This window comes from Ruegeria sp. CDSC051, assembly GCF_059610665.1.
The window spans coordinates 394,559-412,150 of sequence record NZ_JBXWOC010000001.1 but is presented as its reverse complement, the minus strand read 5'-3'; the positions used below and the strand labels follow the sequence as shown (position 1 = coordinate 412,150).

19 protein-coding genes are annotated in these 17,592 nt (G+C 57.6%); 16 read left to right on the top strand and 3 right to left on the bottom strand.

The annotated features are described in order from the left end of the window. The first annotated feature begins 13 nt into the window (after positions 1 to 13). The 6 genes from AC2FH0_RS02070 to AC2FH0_RS02045 all read left to right on the top strand — a co-directional run bounded on the left by AC2FH0_RS02070 (position 14) and on the right by AC2FH0_RS02045 (position 5,968). Complete coding sequence (locus AC2FH0_RS02070; protein ID WP_496788420.1) at positions 14 to 1,144, top strand: bifunctional 2-C-methyl-D-erythritol 4-phosphate cytidylyltransferase/2-C-methyl-D-erythritol 2,4-cyclodiphosphate synthase; 1,131 nt, start codon at positions 14 to 16, stop codon at positions 1,142 to 1,144. Next, entirely contained in the window at positions 1,141 to 1,638 is a 498-nt protein-coding gene (locus AC2FH0_RS02065; RefSeq protein WP_282021915.1) for a phosphatidylglycerophosphatase A family protein, read from the top strand. Before AC2FH0_RS02070 ends, AC2FH0_RS02065 begins: the two co-directional genes overlap by 4 nt. Continuing rightward, positions 1,635 to 2,114 (top strand): CinA family protein, encoded by a 480-nt coding sequence (locus tag AC2FH0_RS02060; protein ID WP_496695626.1) that lies wholly within the window; start codon positions 1,635 to 1,637, stop codon positions 2,112 to 2,114. Before AC2FH0_RS02065 ends, AC2FH0_RS02060 begins: the two co-directional genes overlap by 4 nt. A 148-nt stretch (positions 2,115 to 2,262) precedes the next feature. Then, complete coding sequence (locus AC2FH0_RS02055) at positions 2,263 to 3,444, top strand: ammonium transporter (protein ID WP_496788418.1); 1,182 nt, start codon at positions 2,263 to 2,265, stop codon at positions 3,442 to 3,444. A 127-nt stretch (positions 3,445 to 3,571) separates the two neighbouring features. Beyond that, entirely contained in the window at positions 3,572 to 4,252 is a 681-nt protein-coding gene (locus AC2FH0_RS02050; protein ID WP_142633501.1) for an orotate phosphoribosyltransferase, read from the top strand. A gap of 225 nt (positions 4,253 to 4,477) precedes the next feature. After that, positions 4,478 to 5,968 carry a replicative DNA helicase gene (locus AC2FH0_RS02045; protein WP_142633499.1) on the top strand — a complete coding sequence of 497 codons (1,491 nt, stop codon included), beginning with the start codon at positions 4,478 to 4,480 and terminating at the stop codon, positions 5,966 to 5,968. Positions 5,969 to 5,971: 3 nt separating this feature from the next. On the opposite strand, the gene AC2FH0_RS02040 is transcribed toward AC2FH0_RS02045, so the two are convergent. Continuing rightward, positions 5,972 to 6,514, bottom strand: a complete 543-nt coding sequence (locus tag AC2FH0_RS02040) for a GNAT family N-acetyltransferase (RefSeq protein WP_496788416.1) — start codon at positions 6,512 to 6,514, stop codon at positions 5,972 to 5,974. A gap of 232 nt (positions 6,515 to 6,746) precedes the next feature. On the opposite strand from AC2FH0_RS02040, the gene alr reads away from it, so the two are divergent. From alr to AC2FH0_RS02025, 3 genes are read left to right on the top strand one after another with little or no spacing between them, the layout of a single operon-like run. Further along, positions 6,747 to 7,781 (top strand): alanine racemase, encoded by a 1,035-nt coding sequence (alr, locus tag AC2FH0_RS02035; protein ID WP_496691148.1) that lies wholly within the window; start codon positions 6,747 to 6,749, stop codon positions 7,779 to 7,781. After that, a complete protein-coding gene (locus AC2FH0_RS02030; protein ID WP_496691147.1) occupies positions 7,778 to 8,560 on the top strand; it encodes an MlaE family ABC transporter permease in 783 nt (260 codons plus the stop codon). The genes alr and AC2FH0_RS02030 overlap by 4 nt, the downstream gene beginning before the upstream one ends. Then, positions 8,557 to 9,303: an ABC transporter ATP-binding protein gene (locus AC2FH0_RS02025; protein WP_282021912.1), complete on the top strand. Its 747-nt coding sequence runs from the start codon at positions 8,557 to 8,559 to the stop codon at positions 9,301 to 9,303. Before AC2FH0_RS02030 ends, AC2FH0_RS02025 begins: the two co-directional genes overlap by 4 nt. On the opposite strand, the gene AC2FH0_RS02020 is transcribed toward AC2FH0_RS02025, so the two are convergent. Beyond that, positions 9,300 to 9,710 carry a hypothetical protein gene (locus tag AC2FH0_RS02020; protein ID WP_281994537.1) on the bottom strand — a complete coding sequence of 137 codons (411 nt, stop codon included), beginning with the start codon at positions 9,708 to 9,710 and terminating at the stop codon, positions 9,300 to 9,302. The genes AC2FH0_RS02025 and AC2FH0_RS02020 overlap by 4 nt on opposite strands. A gap of 118 nt (positions 9,711 to 9,828) precedes the next feature. On the opposite strand from AC2FH0_RS02020, the gene AC2FH0_RS02015 reads away from it, so the two are divergent. The 7 genes from AC2FH0_RS02015 (at position 9,829) to AC2FH0_RS01985 (ending at position 16,667) form a co-directional block, all read left to right on the top strand. Then, complete coding sequence (locus AC2FH0_RS02015; RefSeq protein WP_271947376.1) at positions 9,829 to 10,281, top strand: paraquat-inducible protein A; 453 nt, start codon at positions 9,829 to 9,831, stop codon at positions 10,279 to 10,281. 148 nt (positions 10,282 to 10,429) lie between these two features. Beyond that, complete coding sequence (locus tag AC2FH0_RS02010) at positions 10,430 to 11,209, top strand: DNA repair protein (RefSeq protein ID WP_142633486.1); 780 nt, start codon at positions 10,430 to 10,432, stop codon at positions 11,207 to 11,209. A 121-nt stretch (positions 11,210 to 11,330) separates the two neighbouring features. Beyond that, entirely contained in the window at positions 11,331 to 12,692 is a 1,362-nt protein-coding gene (gene radA / locus AC2FH0_RS02005; protein WP_142633484.1) for a DNA repair protein RadA, read from the top strand. A 41-nt stretch (positions 12,693 to 12,733) separates the two neighbouring features. Next, entirely contained in the window at positions 12,734 to 13,339 is a 606-nt protein-coding gene (locus AC2FH0_RS02000; RefSeq protein WP_496788415.1) for a CvpA family protein, read from the top strand. A 616-nt stretch (positions 13,340 to 13,955) separates the two neighbouring features. After that, positions 13,956 to 15,479: an amidophosphoribosyltransferase gene (purF, locus tag AC2FH0_RS01995; RefSeq protein ID WP_281994533.1), complete on the top strand. Its 1,524-nt coding sequence runs from the start codon at positions 13,956 to 13,958 to the stop codon at positions 15,477 to 15,479. 252 nt (positions 15,480 to 15,731) lie between these two features. After that, entirely contained in the window at positions 15,732 to 15,980 is a 249-nt protein-coding gene (locus AC2FH0_RS01990; protein ID WP_496788413.1) for a hypothetical protein, read from the top strand. A 42-nt stretch (positions 15,981 to 16,022) separates the two neighbouring features. Then, positions 16,023 to 16,667, top strand: coding sequence for an SDR family NAD(P)-dependent oxidoreductase (locus tag AC2FH0_RS01985; protein WP_496701166.1), 645 nt, complete (start codon positions 16,023 to 16,025; stop codon positions 16,665 to 16,667). Positions 16,668 to 16,727: 60 nt separating this feature from the next. Here AC2FH0_RS01985 and AC2FH0_RS01980 read toward each other — a convergent pair whose 3' ends face one another. Further along, positions 16,728 to 17,570 carry an ATP-binding protein gene (locus AC2FH0_RS01980; RefSeq protein ID WP_281972000.1) on the bottom strand — a complete coding sequence of 281 codons (843 nt, stop codon included), beginning with the start codon at positions 17,568 to 17,570 and terminating at the stop codon, positions 16,728 to 16,730. Between the last annotated feature and the right edge of the window lie 22 nt (positions 17,571 to 17,592).

Below are 17,592 nucleotides of genomic sequence, written 5' to 3'. Positions count from 1 at the left end.
GAGAGCACGACACATGACGACCGCAGCTATCATTGTCGCCGCAGGACGCGGTCAACGCGCCGGAGGCGGCACACCAAAACAGTGGCGCCATCTGGCAGGTCGTCGGGTGGCCGACTGGACCATCGACCGATTTCGCGGGCAAGTCGATCACATCGTTCTTGTGCTGTCGAAGGAGGATGCCCCCGCCTGGGAAGAATTTGAAAGCGCCGGTCTGATCCTCGCTGAAGGCGGGTCAGACAGAGCAGGATCGGTGCGCAGCGGGTTGTCGGCGTTGAACGGGATGAATGTGACCCGCGTCTTGATCCACGATGTCGCACGTCCTTGTGTCAGCACCGAGATCATTGGTGCCGTTCTGGCCGCTCTGGACAATTTCCCCGGTGCCGCACCTGGCCTTGCGGTGACGGACGCCTTGTGGACAGCAAGCGACACTATGGTCACTGGCACGCAGGATCGATCCGGGTTGCATGCAGCGCAAACCCCGCAGGGATTTCACTATGACGCAATCGTCGCTGCCCACACCGCGCATCCCGGAGGTTCAGCGGATGACGTGGAAGTCGCGCGCGCCGCCGGGCTGGACGTCTGCATCGTGCCGGGCGATACGGACAACCTGAAAATCACCCGACCCGAGGATTTTGCCAGGGCGGAACGCATATTGGGAACGGATATGGATGTAAGGCTGGGGAATGGCTACGACGTGCATCGTTTTGGTGACGGGGATCACGTATTCCTGTGCGGTATCAAAGTTCCGCATAACCGATCGCTTCAGGGCCATTCTGATGCGGATGTCGGTATGCACGCAGTCACCGATGCGATTTACGGAGCATTGGCACAAGGGGATATCGGACAGCACTTTCCGCCCTCAGATCCCCAATGGAAAGGCGCGGCAAGCGAAATTTTCCTGCGCCACGCGGTCGAGTTGGCCGGGCAGATGGGATATCGTATCTCGAATGTCGACTGCACGCTGGTCTGCGAATACCCCAAGGTCAGGCCTCACGCCGCGGCCATGCGGGCAGAGATGGCGAAGATCATGGAATTGCGCCAGGATCAGATTTCGGTCAAGGCCACAACCTCCGAGCGTTTGGGTTTTACCGGGCGTGGTGAAGGAATTGCTTCTATTGCAACAGCTTGTTTGGTGAAATCATGACCGTTGCACAACTGATTGGCACTGTTTGTGGCGTCGGATATCTGCGACCCGCCCCCGGCACCTGGGGGTCTTTGGTTGCCCTGCCCTTGGTATGGGTTCTGCATACTCTGGGCGGTTTCCCCTTACTGGTGGTCGCGACAGTCGCAGTGTTTTTCGGCGGTCTGTGGGCCACGCGGGTGATGACCGCCGGGCAAGAAGACCACGACCCTTCCGAGATTGTGATTGACGAGGTCGCAGGTCAGTTCCTCGCGCTTTGGGCGATATCCTATCCCAGTTGGGCGCACGGGATCGACATTACGGCGCTGTGGCCAGGTTGGGTAACTGGGTTTGTACTGTTCCGCCTGTTCGACATCCTGAAACCCGGCCCCGTGGGTTGGGCCGACCGGCGCGGTGATCCGATGGGCGTTATGCTGGACGATGTGATTGCCGGGGTATTCGCGGCCATAGGCATCATGTTGGCCGCCGGGTTCAGCCACGGAGTTCTGGGGTTGTGACCGTTTCCGACCTGCTAGAAAGCGCCAAAGCGAAAGGGGTGATGATCACCACCGCCGAAAGCTGCACTGGCGGGATGGTCGCTGCGGCTCTGACCGACATCCCCGGCAGCTCTGCGGTCGTTGAGCGCGGTTTTGTGACCTACACAAATACTGCCAAACAGCAAATGTTGGGTGTCCGCAAGGAATCATTGGATGCCCATGGCGCGGTTTCTGAACAGGTCGCGCGCGAAATGGCCGAGGGTGCCTTGCGGAATTCACAGGCGCATCTGGCAGTGTCGGTTACCGGCATTGCAGGCCCGGGCGGGTCCGAGTTTAAACCCGAAGGCCGGGTATGTTTTGGTGTGGCCGGTGACGGCATCCCACCCATGACAGAAACCGTCGAATTCGGCGCATTGGGCCGCGATCGGGTGCGCCGCGCTGCGCGGGATCACGCGCTGGCACTGCTGTCAAAGGCACTTTTCAGCACTGCCCAATAATCGGGCATGCTCGACAATTTGACGCCCAATTAATCAACTCTTCAAAAAAGGCCCCTGAAATAGGCTGCTTTTTTGGGCTCTGCCTCTTTTTTCCCCAGTCGCAATCCGCTTCAAGCCCCGCCACGCATTCTGAAAAGGAGAGTGGCTGATGAATGGAGCCGATACCGCCTGGATCATAGTAGCAACCGCACTGGTCCTGTTCATGACACTTCCGGGCCTGGCCCTCTTCTATGGCGGCCTTGTACGCGCCCGCAACGTGCTGAGCGTGTTCATGCACTGCTTTAGCATCGCCTGCTTGATGAGCATTCTCTGGCTGGTCGCAGGATATTCCATCGCCTTCGGCCCCGGTGAAAGCGGGATTTGGGGCGGGTTGGACAAGGCCTTTCTGAATGGTGTTGATGCCGACAGCCTGGCCGGCACCCTGCCCGAAATTCTGTTCTTTGCCTTCCAGATGACCTTTGCCATTATCACCCCCGCCCTGATCGTCGGTGCTTATGTCGAGCGGGTTGGCTTTGGCTTTGTTCTGACCTTCTCTGCCCTGTGGATGCTGCTGTGTTATGCGCCCGTGGTCCATTGGATATGGGGCGGCGGAATGCTGAGCGATGGCGGCATTTTTGGCGAGACTGGTGTGCGAGATTTCGCCGGTGGCATCGTGGTGCATGAAACGGCAGGTCTGGCCGCTTTGATCATTGCTGTCGTACTCGGCCCGCGCCTTCACCGCACAACGCCCCCGCATAATCCAGGCTATGTCATGATCGGCGCTGCGATGCTGTGGGTCGGCTGGTTCGGCTTCAACGGCGGCTCGCAACTGGCGGCAGATGGTGGTGCGGCGATGGCGATGACCGTGACGCATCTTTCGGCGGCCACTGCATCCCTGACCTGGGCCTTGTGGGAGAAAATCCGCTTTGGCAAAGCCTCGATGGTGGGTCTTGTGACCGGGACCATCGCTGGTCTGGCCTCGATCACCCCGGCGTCGGGCTTTGTCGGCCCGGTTCAGGCGCTGATCATTGGCGGCGTGGCGGGCATCCTGTGTCAGGAAGCGGTCTTTATCATCCGCAACAAGCTGAACATCGACGACACGCTTGATGTGTTTGCGGTGCATGGCGTTGGCGGCATCTTTGGCACAATCATGATCGCCCTGTTCGGCATGGGTACCTGGACCGCACAGCTGGGCGGTCTGGCAATCGTGGGTATCTTTACCGCGGTGGTGACCTTTGTGTTGATCAAGCTGGTCTCAGCCATCACGCCGCTGCGTGTGGATGCCGAGACCGAGACCAACGGCCTTGACCTGTCGGTCCACGGCGAACGCGCCTATGACATGAGCAGCTAAGCGCATCACTTTGTGCAAGCTGACAGCGGGCCCCATTCGGGCCCGCTTTTCTTTTGCCTGCCCTCTCGACTCTGACGGCGGCAGCAGGCTATCAGCCCCGAAGGTTTTTCAGCTCAGAGGTCCCGCCATGATCCCCAGTTCCTTTCCCGACAGCACCGAAATCGCCCGTCTGACCGCGCGGATGCTACTGGAGATCAAGGCCGTTCACTTCAATTCGCGCGAGCCGTTCACATTGGCCAGCGGCCTGCCCAGCCCGACCTATATCGACTGTCGCAAGCTGATCTCTTACCCGCGCATCCGGTCTACTCTGATGGATTTCCTGACCGTTACAGTGATGCGGGATGCGGGTTTTGAAGCGTTCGACAATATCGCTGGCGGCGAAACTGCGGGCATTCCCTTTGCCGCGATGGTCGCTGAACGCATGGCCCTGCCGATGACATATGTGCGTAAAAAGCCCAAAGGCTATGGCCGCAACGCCCGGATCGAAGGCGCGATGAACGAGGGTGAGCGTGTGTTGCTGGTTGAGGATCTGACCACCGATGGCGGATCCAAACTGTCCTTCGTTGATGCGATCCGCGAAACCGGCGCGACCTGCGGGCATACGGCGGTGATCTTCTATTATGGCATCTTTCCGGAAACCGAGAAAACTCTGGGCGATCATGGGGTGAAACTGCATTCGCTGTGCACCTGGTGGGATGTTCTGGCCGAGGCCAAAGCACAGAAAGCCTTTGATACGGAAACACTTGACGGTGTCGAAGCCTTCCTGAACGACCCGCGCGGCTGGCAAGAGGCCAATAAACCTTCCTAAACCTGTTGTGGATGGATTGGGGATAAGCGCCAAAGAATCGGCTGAGCATATACGATATCTGGTGACTTTTCCCCGCTTTCCTACATAATAGGCCAAGCACACCACATCGTCCAAACTGTCTGGAAAGTTATCCCTAGGCCTTACCCCCAGTTAGCCACAGGTATTTCCAGATAGCTTGCAATGGCGTTTCGCGTATAGAACCTCGGGACGGGCAGCGGGGACAAAATGAACGAGATAAGCAGCATCGAGCAGGCAGCGGCACAGATCCAAAACGCCGATACCATGCCGCATTCTATTGAGGCTGAACAACAGCTTCTGGGTGCGATCCTAACCAATAATGATCTGTATGACCGGGTCGCCTCGATCATCGGGGCCGAGCATTTCTATGATCCGGTCCATGCGCGTATTTACGAGGTCGCCGCGACCCGTATCGCCAAGAACGCGCTGGCCTCGCCCGTCACGCTGAAATCTTTCATGGCCGAGGATGAAGGCCTGAAGGAACTGGGCGGTCCGGCCTATCTGGTCAAGCTGGCCGGGGCCTCGATCAGCGCGTTTGCGGTGCATGACTATGCCCAGATGATCTATGATCTTGCCATCCGGCGCGAGTTGATCCGGCTTGGCCGCGATATCTCGGACAAGGCGGCGCGGGTCGATGTGGCGAGCGAGCCCAAGGAACAGATCGTCGAGGCTGAACAGCAGTTGTATCAGCTGTCTGAACAAGGCCAGACTGAACAGGGGTTTCAATCCTTCCTCAAGGCGGTCACCGAGGCTGTCAACGTCACCAACGAGGCCTATCAGCGCGGTGGTGGAATGGCCGGGATTTCCACCGGTCTGACCGATTTGGACAAGCAGTTGGGTGGCTTGCACCCGTCAGACCTGATCATTCTGGCCGGGCGTCCGTCGATGGGGAAAACCTCATTGGCGACAAACGTGGCGTTCAACGTGGCCAAAGCGTACAAGCGCGGGCTGAAACCCGACGGCACCGAAGGCGCGATTGACGGCGGCGTTGTCGGGTTCTTCTCATTGGAAATGAGCGCCGAGCAGTTGGCGGGCCGGGTTCTGGCCGAAGCCTCGGAAATCTCGAGCCACAAGATCCGCCAGGGTGACATGACCGAGGGTGAGTTTCGCCGCTTTGTTGATGCAGCCAAGGAGTTGGAAGCCTGCCCGCTGTTCATTGACGACACCCCGGCCCTGCCGATCTCGCAGCTTGCCGCCCGTGCGCGGCGGTTGAAACGGACCCACGGTCTGGACCTGCTGGTGATCGACTATCTGCAGCTGTGTCGCGGCATGGCCGAAAACCGCGTCAACGAAATCGCTGAGATTTCGATGGGCATGAAAGCCATTGCCAAGGAACTGAACATCCCGGTCATCGCATTGTCTCAGCTATCCCGACAGGTTGAAAACCGAGACGACAAGCGCCCTCAACTGTCCGACCTGCGGGAATCAGGCTCGATCGAACAGGATGCCGACGTGGTGATGTTCGTGTTCCGCGAGGAATACTACAAAGAACGTGAAAAGCCCGGCGATCATGAGTTGGAGAAGATGGAAGAGTGGAAGCAGGCCATGGAACGCCTGCACGCCAAGGCCGAAGTAATCGTTGGCAAACAGCGCCACGGCCCCATCGGTACGGTCGAGCTGTCCTTCGAAGCACAGTTCACCCGCTTTGGGAACCTCGTCAAACCCTGGCAGCAGGACGGTCAGATCGAAGGCTACTGACCGTCACCAAAGGTCAGGTCGGTCAAACGCGCTGACACAGCGTGACGGCCCCACTATCGGATCAGCATGTGAACCAGACAGAGATTGCCCTAGCCATCCGATCGGCTGGCTAAGCGGCATTGGCGGCTGCGCGAATGCCTCAGAAATGGGCAGGAAACCGGTTTTGCCGTAATACGACGGGTCTCCGTAGGTTATTGCAAAATCGACGCCTTGGGCCCGCAGTTGGTCCAGACCAAAGGTGATCAGCTTCTGCCCGACCCCACCCCGTTGCCGATCCGTCCGCACGGCCACGGGCGACATCAGAAACACCCGTCGCGGATCCTGATCAAAGGTCAGGCGCGAGAATATGATACATCCCAGAAGATCGCCCCCATCAGTCGCAACACATCCCTGCAGATCCTGATCGGGCTCGGTTTTCAGCAATTCCCTGATCAAAGATTGAATGGCCTGTCCTTCCTCGCCCCCCTCAGAGGCAGAGAACACATCATAAAAGAAATCAGGCAACCTACTGGTCTGGTTTTTGTACCCAAACGAGAGTTCAATCATGTTTTCATCCCAACAGGCCCCTTTGGGCATTAGTGAACGATCACCTTGACCCGATCATGGTTGACCACGATGTGCGCACAATAGTGATTTGGCGCCCTCAGATGTTCAATACGCAGATTTACGCTGTTTCAACCCGCTTCCCGGCCTCAAGGTGCCGTTATGCGCAACGTACAGGTCAATTATCGCTGCGACCCCCCTTGACCTGACGCGATCCAATGTCATGAACAGACGCATGAGTACTGCACGCTTAACGATCAATCTTTATACGCTGGCCAGCAACTGGCAGGCGCTTGATGCAAAGACGTCCTGTGAAACGGGTGCCGTGGTCAAGGCCGACGCCTATGGCCTGGGCGCTGGTCCTGTCTCTGCCGCACTTGCTGAAGAAGGTGTCAGAAATTTCTTTGTCGCGGCTGCCGAAGAAGGCGCTGCCGTGCGCGAGGCTGTCGGGCCCGACGCAACGATAAGTGTTTTTTCCGGGCATATGGAAGGCGACAGCGACCTACTGCTCCAACACAATTTGACGCCATTGCTGAATTCGTCCGAACAGTTCCGCCGCCATCGTCAGGCCTTGCCTGAACACGCCTTTGGAATCCAGTTGGATACCGGCATGAATCGCTTGGGGATTGAGCCTGCGGACTGGGCCGCGTTGCGCACCGAGATTGAGCCGCTTAATCCGTCGCTGGTGATGTCGCATCTCGCCTGTGCGGATGAGCCTGACAACCCGATGAATCGCCACCAACTGCGCGTGTTCCACGAATTGACCGATGGAAGTGCGGCCCCCAGATCGCTTGCGGCCACCGGCGGTATCCTTCTGGGCAGCGACTATCACTTCGACCTTTGCCGTCCCGGCATCGGGATGTATGGCGGACAACCCTTTGCCGATGCGAAACCCGTCGTCACCGTCGACCTTCCGGTCATTCAGGTGCGCGAGGTCGATCCCGGCGAAAGTGTGGGGTACGGCAACAGCTGGGTCGCGCGGCGCAAATCCCGTATTGCCACGGTTGCGGCCGGGTATGCGGACGGGCTGCATCGTGCAATCGGCGGTGGCATCGACGCCTTTGTAGGAGGCCAGCCCTGCCCCGTTGTTGGCCGGATCTCGATGGATCTGATCACCATCGACGTAACGGATCTGCCCGAGGATCCGGAACGCCTGCGCATTCTGAACGGGCATCAGACAGTGGATGATCTGGCCGAGGCCGCAGGCACCATCGGGTATGAAATTTTGACATCGCTAGGCGCACGCTACTCTCGGGGCTATATCGAATGAACCCTCTTTCAATGCTGGGCGGGTTGGGACGTACAGCCCTGTCTTTGCTTGCAAATTTCGGCAAGGTCGCTCTGTTCTTTGCAGACGCGATTTCACATATTTTCCGCCCCCCCTATTATCCGCGCGAATTTGCGGTCGCTCTGATGAATATCGGTTGGATGTCCCTGCCGGTGGTTGGCCTGACGGCGATATTTACCGGCGGTGCATTGGCGCTTCAGATCTATGCAGGTGGTGCGCGTTTCAATGCCGAAGCTGTGGTGCCACAAATCGTAGCGATTGGCATGGTGCGCGAGCTTGGGCCTGTTCTGGGCGGTCTTATGATTGCGGCGCGGGTCACATCCTCCATCGCCGCCGAAATCGCGACCATGAAAGTGACCGAGCAGATCGACGCGCTGGTAACTTTGTCCACCCATCCGATGAAATACCTCACCGCGCCGCGGGTGCTGGCCGCCGTCATCACAGTGCCGATTCTAGTTGCGGTTGGCGATGTGATCGGCATTGCGGGCGGATATATCGTGGCGACCCAAAGCCTGGGCTTCAACGCCGCGGCCTACCTGCAAAACACCATGAATTTCCTCGAATTTCATGACATCGTCTCCTCGCTTACCAAGGGCGCGGCCTTTGGCCTGATCACTGCGACCATGGGCTGTTACTACGGTATGAACTCGGGCCGGGGCGCGCAGGGCGTTGGCGCTGCGACCAAATCTTCGGTCGAGGCTGCCGCAATCATGATTCTGGCTGCAAACTTCGTTCTGACAGGGGTGTTCTTCTCGATATGATCCGGATGGAGAATGTACATAAAGCCTTTGGGTCCAATCAGGTCCTCAAAGGCGTCAATATTGAGATCCCCAAGGGCACCTCGATGGTCATCATCGGCGGGTCGGGCACAGGCAAATCGGTGGCGCTGAAATGCGTTCTTGGCCTGATCAAACCCGATAGCGGCACGGTCTATGTAGACGGTAAAGACGCCACCAAAGGCGACCGCGATGCCTTTCTGGCCCGGTTCGGAATGCTGTTTCAGGGCGGAGCGCTGTTCGACTCGCTGCCCGTCTGGCAAAACGTCGCCTTCCGCCTGCTGCGCGGTTCGCTCAAACGTCCCGTGGACGAGGCGCGCGAGATCGCCATCGAGAAACTGCGCCGCGTGGGCCTAAAAGCCGATGTTGCCGACCGGTTCCCGGCCGAGCTGTCGGGTGGCATGCAAAAACGCGTGGGCCTGGCCCGCGCCATCGCCGCCGAGCCCGAAATCATTTTCTTCGATGAGCCCACCACCGGCCTTGACCCCATCATGTCCGGCGTCATCAACGACCTGATCCGCGAGATCGTTACCGAAATGGGCGCCACCGCGATGACCATCACCCACGATATGAGCTCGGTCCGCGCGATTGCCGATAACGTCGCCATGCTGCACGGAGGCGTGATCCAATGGACCGGTCCCGTGGGTCAGATGGATGCCTCGGGTGATCCCTATGTGGAGCAGTTCATCAGCGGGAGTGCAGAGGGGCCGATTGAGGCGGTGCGTTAGACAGGCGCACCTTTCCTTTCTTGTTTCAAGTTCTCGTAGGCTTCTTTTACATAATCTAGCCGCAGCAAATATTTCCCACGCGGGACCACAAAATCTGGCGTCTGAATCCGGGCAAGCGCCAATGTTTGACCCAGATGAGTTCCCGAAAACAGAACGTAATTGGGATCTTGCCCTGAAAATCGATTGTAAATTTTTCCACCGAACCAACGCGCCCTGCGTTGCGCCTGCAGCGCTTCCTGGAGGCGAAAATGCATTACGCCAAACAACTGTTCGCGATCAAATGGCATAATGTCTGCAGCGACACTTCCCGCTGAAAGAACCCCCGCGAGGCCAACAGTTATAGCCTCGCTAACCCCCTTCTGGGTTGGGGACGGGCCTTCGACAATTTTTATAACAGGTTCAGCCATATAAATTTTTTCGTAAACAAAGTGATGTGTATCAATAGCGTTTCGGATATCGGTATAGGCACAATACAGACTGAGGTTAAATATTCACCTCATCGAAAAGTTCCGAAGAGTATCTATAATGACCCTCCGCCTCGTCACCCTCTCTCTGCTGATCCTCTACCCCATCGCGTGGTTCGCTCCGCTGATGCGCGCGGGATTTCTGCCCATCTTCGGCCTCAGCGAAATCAGCGTCATCACCGGGCTCCAGTCCCTTTGGAAGTCCGATATCTTCCTCGCGCTGATCGTCACCGTCTTTGCCCTTTTTGCCCCCTATCTGAAAACCATCGGCACCGCCCTGATCCAATGGGACCTGCTGGATGCGCGCGTTCAGCCGGCGCTGAACATCCTCGGCAAGCTGGCGATGGCCGACATTTTCCTGATCGCGCTCTATATCACTCTGGCCAAAGGCATCTCTTACGCGACCATCGAAACCGCATGGGGGCTTTACCTGTTTACGGCCTGTATTCTGGCCTCAATCGCCCTAGGTATTATTACCGAGATGACATCCAGATCACGAAATCATCAGACCTAATTGATTGAAAACACTTATCTGAGTATCATCTTAATATTTCGAGCAGCCAGTTTCTTGTAGTGATCGGTCCGTAGCGGATCAAAAATTATGTTCAACCTTTGTCCGCTTCGGCCCGATATGTATCGGTTTGAGAAGGAGATCGTCGAACATGACCGCACTCCACACGTTAACATTACAGTTTCAAAACGCATTTTTACGACTGACATTTTTTCTGATTTGTTCCGCGGCTTTTCTGGCCGTCGCAACCACTATGCTATCCGCCCTGGGCGTGCTGCCATGGCTTTCCATGCAAGCCGGACTGGCAGGCGGTACCATCATCGACGCCGGGATCTATGTTCAGATTGGCCTGACCGCTCTGATCCTGATGCTGGCCTTCTACCTTCCTGCGAATGCCCGGATGATGGCCCTGGAAAACGCGCACCGTAAATTTGCGCTGAACATGCACGACATCGCCCATGCCTATCAGCTGGCCCATGCGCAGGACCGCAGCGGGGCATTTATCCTGTCGTCCGAATTTGATGCGGTCAAAGAGCGGATGGCCTTCCTGCGCCAACATCCCAACCTACAATCGCTCGAACCAGAGATTCTGGAGTTGGCCGCGCAAATGAGCCAGATCAGCCAAGAACTGGCCGAAACTTACGGGGATACCCGCATCGCCCGTGCCCGCACATTCCTGCAGCAACGCCAGGAAGAGATCGAACTGTTTCAGCAACGGCTGGAAGAGGCGCAAACCATTCAGCACGAGCTGCGCCAGTGGACCCATGATGTTGAAATCGAAGAATCCATCGCTCGTTCTCAGCTAACCCGCCTGCGCGACGAACTTTTCGAACTGTTGCCGGAATTGTCAGCGCAACTGCAGCAGCCCAAGGACGGTGCATCGAAGCCGTCGAGCGTCATAGCTATGTCGCCACCTCGCGCCGCCGAATAGGCGCGACAGCGCCCGCCATGGACGATGGCCCAAACGGGCCTGAGGATATGGCGCGGTACCGGTGGAGATGAAGGCCCACGAGGGCTTGAAGAACCGCCATTCCTCGGGCACCAAGGGCGCCATGGCAAAGACAACTTTTTCATGCTCGGCCTGCGGTGCCACTCATTCACGGTGGTCCGGGCGCTGTGACGGTTGCGGTGAATGGAATTCCATCACGCAAGACGTACCCCTTTCGGCTGGCCCGGCCAAAAAATCCCTCGGTGGTAAGCGCGGCCAGTCTATCACACTCACGGACCTGTCGACCGAGGAAACGCCCCCACCCCGCACACTCTGCGGGGTCGAGGAGCTGGATCGCGTGCTGGGAGGCGGACTCGTCCCCGCCTCGGCCTTGCTGGTAGGTGGGGATCCGGGCATCGGCAAATCCACCCTTTTGCTGCAGGCCGCGGCCCGGTTCTCGCGTGCAGGTGTGAAAACCATTTACGTCTCGGGCGAGGAAGCCAGCGCGCAGGTTAGGATGCGCGCGCGCCGGTTAGGGCTTGAAGATGCGCCCGTGCAACTGGCCGCCGAAACCAACCTGCGTAACATCCTCACCACGCTGGAAGCCGAGAAACCCGGTCTCGCAATCATCGACTCAATTCAAACCATGTGGGCCGACAACGTCGACAGCGCACCGGGTTCAGTGTCACAAGTCCGCGCCGCAGCACATGAATTGACCACGTTTGCGAAACGACACGGAGTTTCAATCATCATGGTTGGCCATGTCACTAAAGATGGTCAGATCGCTGGCCCCCGCGTGGTTGAACACATGGTTGATACCGTTCTTTATTTCGAAGGCGAACGCGGGCATCAGTTCCGCATTCTGCGTGCGGTCAAGAACCGGTTTGGTCCAGCCGATGAGATTGGCGTGTTCGAGATGACAGGCAAGGGTCTGGCACAAGTCACAAACCCGTCGGCCCTGTTTCTATCTGAACGCGGCAAGCCCAGCCCCGGATCGGCCGTATTTGCTGGTATCGAAGGGACACGGCCGGTTCTGGTTGAGCTTCAGGCGCTGGTTGCCCCATCCCCCCACTCTCAGCCTCGCCGAACCGTCGTCGGATGGGATAGCGGACGGCTGGCAATGATCCTTGCCGTGCTCGAAGCCCGCTGCGGCATCCCCTTTGCCGGGCTCGATGTCTATCTCAACGTCGCAGGCGGGCTTAAAATCACCGAGCCAGCCGCGGACCTTGCCGTTGCTGCAGCGCTACTCAGCGCGCGCGAGGACACGGCCCTGCCAACGGACACCGTCGTTTTCGGAGAAATCTCGTTGTCCGGGGCACTTAGACCGGCCCCTCAGACAGAAAACAGGTTGAAAGAAGCCCAAAAACTTGGTTTCACATCCGCCATAGCTCCGGCAGGCGGGAAAACCGGTACTGTGGCAGGTCTGACACTCACCCGGCCCTCTGATTTGGTAGGGTTTGTTGGCGAAACCTTCGGAGCAGGTTAAGGTAACGCCTTGAGGGGCAGAAAAAATTACGGGCGAGGGCCATGGAAGGTTTTACAATAATTGACGGGGTAGTTGCCCTGATCATCGTTATATCGGGTCTGCTGGCCTATTCCCGTGGCCTGTTGCGGGAAATTCTCGCGATCGCGGGATGGGTTGCAGCGGCAGTTTTGGCATTCATTTTCGCACCACAGGCCGTTCCACTGGTCAAAGAAATCCCCGTTGTCGGAGATTTCCTGCGCGACAGTTGTGAATTGTCGGTTATCACCGGGTTCGCTGGCGTGTTTGCCATTGCCCTGATCGTGGTTAGTATATTTACCCCACTGTTCTCATCTCTTGTGCAACGGTCTGCACTGGGCGGCTTGGATCAGGCACTTGGGTTTTTCTTTGGAATCGCGCGCGGCATCCTTTTGGTGGCGATTGCCTTCTTCGTCTATGACACAGTCATGACGGGCCAATCCTACACCATCGTCGATGAAAGCCGGTCAGCCAAAGTGTTCGAACAATTCAGCGACAAAATCGAAGAGCAAAACCCCGAAGCCGCGCTGGGGTGGGTAACATCCCAATATGAAGAACTGGTAGCCAGCTGTGGTGAAAGCGCCGATCCATCCGACGCACCTGCCGCACCTGCAGCACCTGCAGCGGAATAAAGCAAAAGCCCGGTCAAAGCCGGGCTTTTTCAATTCGGCTTAGACAAACCCTTCTCCGGCGCAAACGGTGCATCTGATGTTTTTCAGCCCAAAGCACCCTTCGCAACGGGACATGATGGGCTTGCCAAAAATGTCCCGACTTTTGATCACTTCACCTGCGCCTCCGCAAATCTGACAGGGTGCGCGCCCCATTCCACGGCATCGGTGGCACCGGCGTTTTACCGGTTCTTGCTTTTTCTGACCTTGATTGTTTTGCCACATGTCTGAAATCCGCTTGGCTTGAAGAAACTATTGTTTCGGATTGTTTCCTCTATGACAGCACAAGCTGCGAAACCTGTCACCTTTTGTTCGGCCATTGTGGCAAATTCCACCTGCGTCAAATCGCAAATGTGATCCTTTGATGACACAGCCTCCGTAAGGCTTTATGTGAAGTCCGAACTGACATGGAATCGGAGCTGCCGATCTTGCTGTATCTGTTTTCTTTCGCGCCTGCCGCTTGCGACCAGGGCGCGTCTGCATCCCAAGATCTATGGGAAGTATCAGGCAAAGACACCGCCATGCTGATGTTCCGAACACCGCCACAACTTAAATCGTCATAGTAATTTGGAGCCCGTACATGTGTGGGATTTTGGGGATCGCAAGCAGAACACATGATGTGTTTGCGGAAATCTATGACGGGCTTCTGATGCTGCAGCACCGGGGTCAGGATGCATCGGGTATCGTCACTTATACCGGAGAGTTCTTCCGCGAAAAGAAAGCCAACGGGCTGGTCAAGGACGTGTTTAACGCTCAGGACGCCGATACCCTGCTTGGAAAGGTCGGCATTGGCCATGTGCGCTATCCGACTGCCGGGTCGCTCAGTGCGGCCGAGGCGCAGCCGTTCTTCGTGAATGCCCCGTATGGCATCTACCTGGTTCATAACGGCAATATTACCAACACTGCCGCACAGCGTGAGAAGGTCACTGGAAAATACAGCCGCCACCTGCGCACAACGTCAGATTCGGAAATTCTGCTGAACGTTCTGGCGGACAAGGTCGCTGACGCAATCAAGGTCAATGGCAACGCCGAGCCCATTCGGAACATCTTTGCCGGTGTGAAGATGACGATGGAACGGGTACAGGGCGCCTATTCGGTGATCTGCCTAATTGCAGGTGTCGGAATGCTGGCCTTCCGCGACCCGCACGGAATTCGCCCGCTCTCGGTGGCCATCCGCGAAACCGAAAGCGGTGGCGACGACTTTGCGTTTGCCTCGGAAGATGTGGCCTTTGGCATCAACGGCTTCAACAAGATGCGCGACCTGCGCCCTGGCGAAGCGATCCTGATCGACCTGGACGGCAACATGCACGAATTCCAGGCGGTTGAAGGAAAGCTGACACCCTGTATCTTTGAATATGTCTATCTCGCGCGTCCGGATTCTCTGTTGGACGGCGTCTCTGTCTATAAAACGCAGATGCGTATGGGGCAGACTCTGGCCAAACAGATCCAGGAATCAGGGCTTGAGATTGATCGGATCATCCCGGTCCCAGACAGCGCCCGCCCGGTCGCGCTTGAGGCAGCCAAGATCACCGGCATCCCCTATCGCGAAGGACTGGTAAAGAACCGCTATGTCGGACGAACGTTCATCATGCCCGGTCAGGCCGAACGTCAGAAATCCGTGCGCCGCAAACTGAATGCGGTTCCGCTGGAGTTTGACGGCCACAATGTTCTGTTGATCGACGATTCCATCGTCCGCGGGAACACGATCAAGAAGATTGTGCAAATGTGCCGCGAAGCTGGAGCCAAGAAGGTCTACATTGCCAGCGCCTCACCGCCGGTGAAATACCCGAATGTCTATGGCATCGACATGCCCACCAAACATGAGCTGATTGCCCATGGCAAAGAGGTCGAGGAAATCCGGCAAGAGCTGGGTGCAGACGCCCTGATCTATCAGCATCTGGACGATCTGATCTGGGCCGCCAAGGAAGGAAATCCAGAAATCGAAGCGTTCGACTGTTCGTGTTTTGACGGAAAATACATCACCGGAAGCGTCAGCAAAGACTATCTGGATACGCTCGAGAGCAGTTCACGCGTTAGTAAAAAACGTGAAGACATGCAGGTACCCGGCGGATCCTGGAACGCGGCCAAGCTGGCTTCGGGGTAAGTTCCCGGCGAATCGGTAGCTCTCTGCCCGGTTCAAGCCGGGCGGTTTCCGACCTGCATCGGTGTAAATTCGCTTAGTTTCCGCGCACAACTTTTTGGCGAAGGAAATGCAATCGCAATGGGTTCACCGACTACCTTTTGAAAGTGACGGAACGGACAATTCACCGGACCTTTTGTTCCCTTGTTGCGTTTGATAGTCCGCCTCCAACCACTCATCAAAAGGGGTTGGGGCCGTGTGCCGCAGCCGCACTCTATGTCAAACAAAACCGTCACAAGCGCGGCCACGCAACAGGGCGCGCTTAGCAAGAAGTCTGTCACCCTGCTTGGGGTGTTTGGGCCAAAAGCCGACATGCGCGCGCTGATGCGGATGTCTTCTGGCCGGGTCAAAGAGGTCAAGCTTGGCAGCCGTGTCTCATCCGGGACGGTTGTGGCCATTGATGCCGAGGGCATCATGCTGCGACAAAGCGGTCAGACGACGCGCATAGCGATCCCGGGCAGCTAATCCTGTCTTGACGCGCTGCGCGCTTGGGTTCAAACCGCAGTCATGACCGATCAGACTAAAATCGCCCTCATCACCGGGGCCTCACGCGGGCTGGGCGCTGCCCTGGCCGAGGCGCTGGCACCAGAGTACCACATCGTCGCTGTCGCCCGCACCACCGGCGGGTTGGAAGAACTGGACGACCGCATCAAAGTAAAGGGCGGTTCAGCCACCCTGGCTCCGATGGATATTGCCGATCCGAATGCGATGGCGACACTGTGTCGTGGCATCCATGATCGCTGGGGCAAGGTGGACCTGTGGCTGCATACTGCGGTTCACACTTCGGCCCTGACGCCGACCCATTTCATTGACCCCAAGGAATGGACCAAAGCCATCAACACCAACGCAACCGCCACGTCGGTCCTGATCCCCTATGTTACGCCTTTGCTGGGTGAGGCCGGCCATGCGGTATTTTTCGATGATCCGAAGGCGGGCGAGAAATTCTATGGCATCTACGGTGCCACCAAGGCGGCGCAGATGGCTCTGGCCCGTAGCTGGGCGCTGGAAACTGAGCGCACCGGGCCGCGTGTGAGCATCGTGGAACCGGCTGCCATGCCTACTGCCGTGCGTGCCCGGTTTCATCCCGGTGAGGATCGGGATGGGTTGACCAGCACCGCAGATGAAGCGGCGCGCATTCTGGCTCTGTTATAGGAATGGCCCATTGGGCCATGCCTCCGGCGGAGGTATTTTTAGCCAGATGAAGCCGGCGGATTACGCGATGTGAACACCGTTTCTTCCGGCCAGATCGACGAAGAATTGCCATGCCACACGGCCCGAGCGCGCGCCACGTGTGGCTTGCCATTCGATCGCTTCGGCGCGCAGGGTGTTTGCGTCGACCGAGACGCCGTAAGAAGCACAATAGCGGTCGATCATGGCAAGGTATTCGTCCTGATCGCAAGGATGGAAACCCAGCCATAGCCCGAACCGGTCCGACAGTGAGACCTTCTCTTCTACGGCCTCAGACGGGTTGATGGCGCTGGAACGTTCATTTTCGATCATATCCCGCGGCATCAGGTGGCGGCGGTTTGAGGTGGCGTAGAACACCACATTTTCCGGGCGACCTTCGATGCCACCGTCCAGCACTGCCTTGAGCGATTTGTAGTGCTGATCATCGTGGCTGAAGGACAGGTCATCACAGTACAGGATGAACCGATGCGGCGCTGCACGTAGATGGTTCAGCAGCCGCGCGACCGAGCCCATATCCTCGCGCTGCAGCTCAACCAGTTTCAGATCAGGATGTTCGTTCTGCAAGGTGCCGTGGACCGCTTTGACAAGGCTGGATTTGCCCATACCACGCGCGCCCCAGAGCAGCGCATTGTTGGCCTTAAATCCAGCGGCAAAGCGGCGTGTATTGTCCAATAGTGTATCGCGAGACCGGTTGATACCCACCAAGAGATCCAAATCGACCCGATTGACCTGCTTAACCGGTTCCAGGCGGTCGGGTTCGACATGCCAGACAAAAGCCGGAGCTGCGGCAAAATCGGGCGCGGCCAGAGGCGCCGGGGCCATGCGATCCAGCGCGTCGGCAATACGGTTCAGAGCTTGGTCATCCATTGGGGCCTCCGGTCGTGTCTGC

Excerpts from the sequence above, each read along its gene's own strand:
- AC2FH0_RS01980 (WP_281972000.1), bottom strand. The coding sequence starts at position 17,570 with ATGGATGACCAAGCTCTGAACCGTATTGCCGACGCGCTGGATCGCATG.
- purF (WP_281994533.1), top strand. The coding sequence starts at position 13,956 with ATGTGTGGGATTTTGGGGATCGCAAGCAGAACACATGATGTGTTTGCG.
- AC2FH0_RS02055 (WP_496788418.1), top strand. The coding sequence starts at position 2,263 with ATGAATGGAGCCGATACCGCCTGGATCATAGTAGCAACCGCACTGGTC.
- AC2FH0_RS02030 (WP_496691147.1), top strand. The coding sequence starts at position 7,778 with ATGAACCCTCTTTCAATGCTGGGCGGGTTGGGACGTACAGCCCTGTCT.
- radA (WP_142633484.1), top strand. The coding sequence starts at position 11,331 with ATGGCAAAGACAACTTTTTCATGCTCGGCCTGCGGTGCCACTCATTCA.
- AC2FH0_RS02025 (WP_282021912.1), top strand. The coding sequence starts at position 8,557 with ATGATCCGGATGGAGAATGTACATAAAGCCTTTGGGTCCAATCAGGTC.
- AC2FH0_RS02000 (WP_496788415.1), top strand. The coding sequence starts at position 12,734 with ATGGAAGGTTTTACAATAATTGACGGGGTAGTTGCCCTGATCATCGTT.
- AC2FH0_RS02070 (WP_496788420.1), top strand. The coding sequence starts at position 14 with ATGACGACCGCAGCTATCATTGTCGCCGCAGGACGCGGTCAACGCGCC.
- AC2FH0_RS01990 (WP_496788413.1), top strand. The coding sequence starts at position 15,732 with ATGTCAAACAAAACCGTCACAAGCGCGGCCACGCAACAGGGCGCGCTT.
- AC2FH0_RS01985 (WP_496701166.1), top strand. The coding sequence starts at position 16,023 with ATGACCGATCAGACTAAAATCGCCCTCATCACCGGGGCCTCACGCGGG.
- AC2FH0_RS02050 (WP_142633501.1), top strand. The coding sequence starts at position 3,572 with ATGATCCCCAGTTCCTTTCCCGACAGCACCGAAATCGCCCGTCTGACC.
- AC2FH0_RS02045 (WP_142633499.1), top strand. The coding sequence starts at position 4,478 with ATGAACGAGATAAGCAGCATCGAGCAGGCAGCGGCACAGATCCAAAAC.
- AC2FH0_RS02020 (WP_281994537.1), bottom strand. The coding sequence starts at position 9,710 with ATGGCTGAACCTGTTATAAAAATTGTCGAAGGCCCGTCCCCAACCCAG.
- alr (WP_496691148.1), top strand. The coding sequence starts at position 6,747 with ATGAGTACTGCACGCTTAACGATCAATCTTTATACGCTGGCCAGCAAC.
- AC2FH0_RS02010 (WP_142633486.1), top strand. The coding sequence starts at position 10,430 with ATGACCGCACTCCACACGTTAACATTACAGTTTCAAAACGCATTTTTA.
- AC2FH0_RS02065 (WP_282021915.1), top strand. The coding sequence starts at position 1,141 with ATGACCGTTGCACAACTGATTGGCACTGTTTGTGGCGTCGGATATCTG.
- AC2FH0_RS02040 (WP_496788416.1), bottom strand. The coding sequence starts at position 6,514 with ATGATTGAACTCTCGTTTGGGTACAAAAACCAGACCAGTAGGTTGCCT.
- AC2FH0_RS02015 (WP_271947376.1), top strand. The coding sequence starts at position 9,829 with ATGACCCTCCGCCTCGTCACCCTCTCTCTGCTGATCCTCTACCCCATC.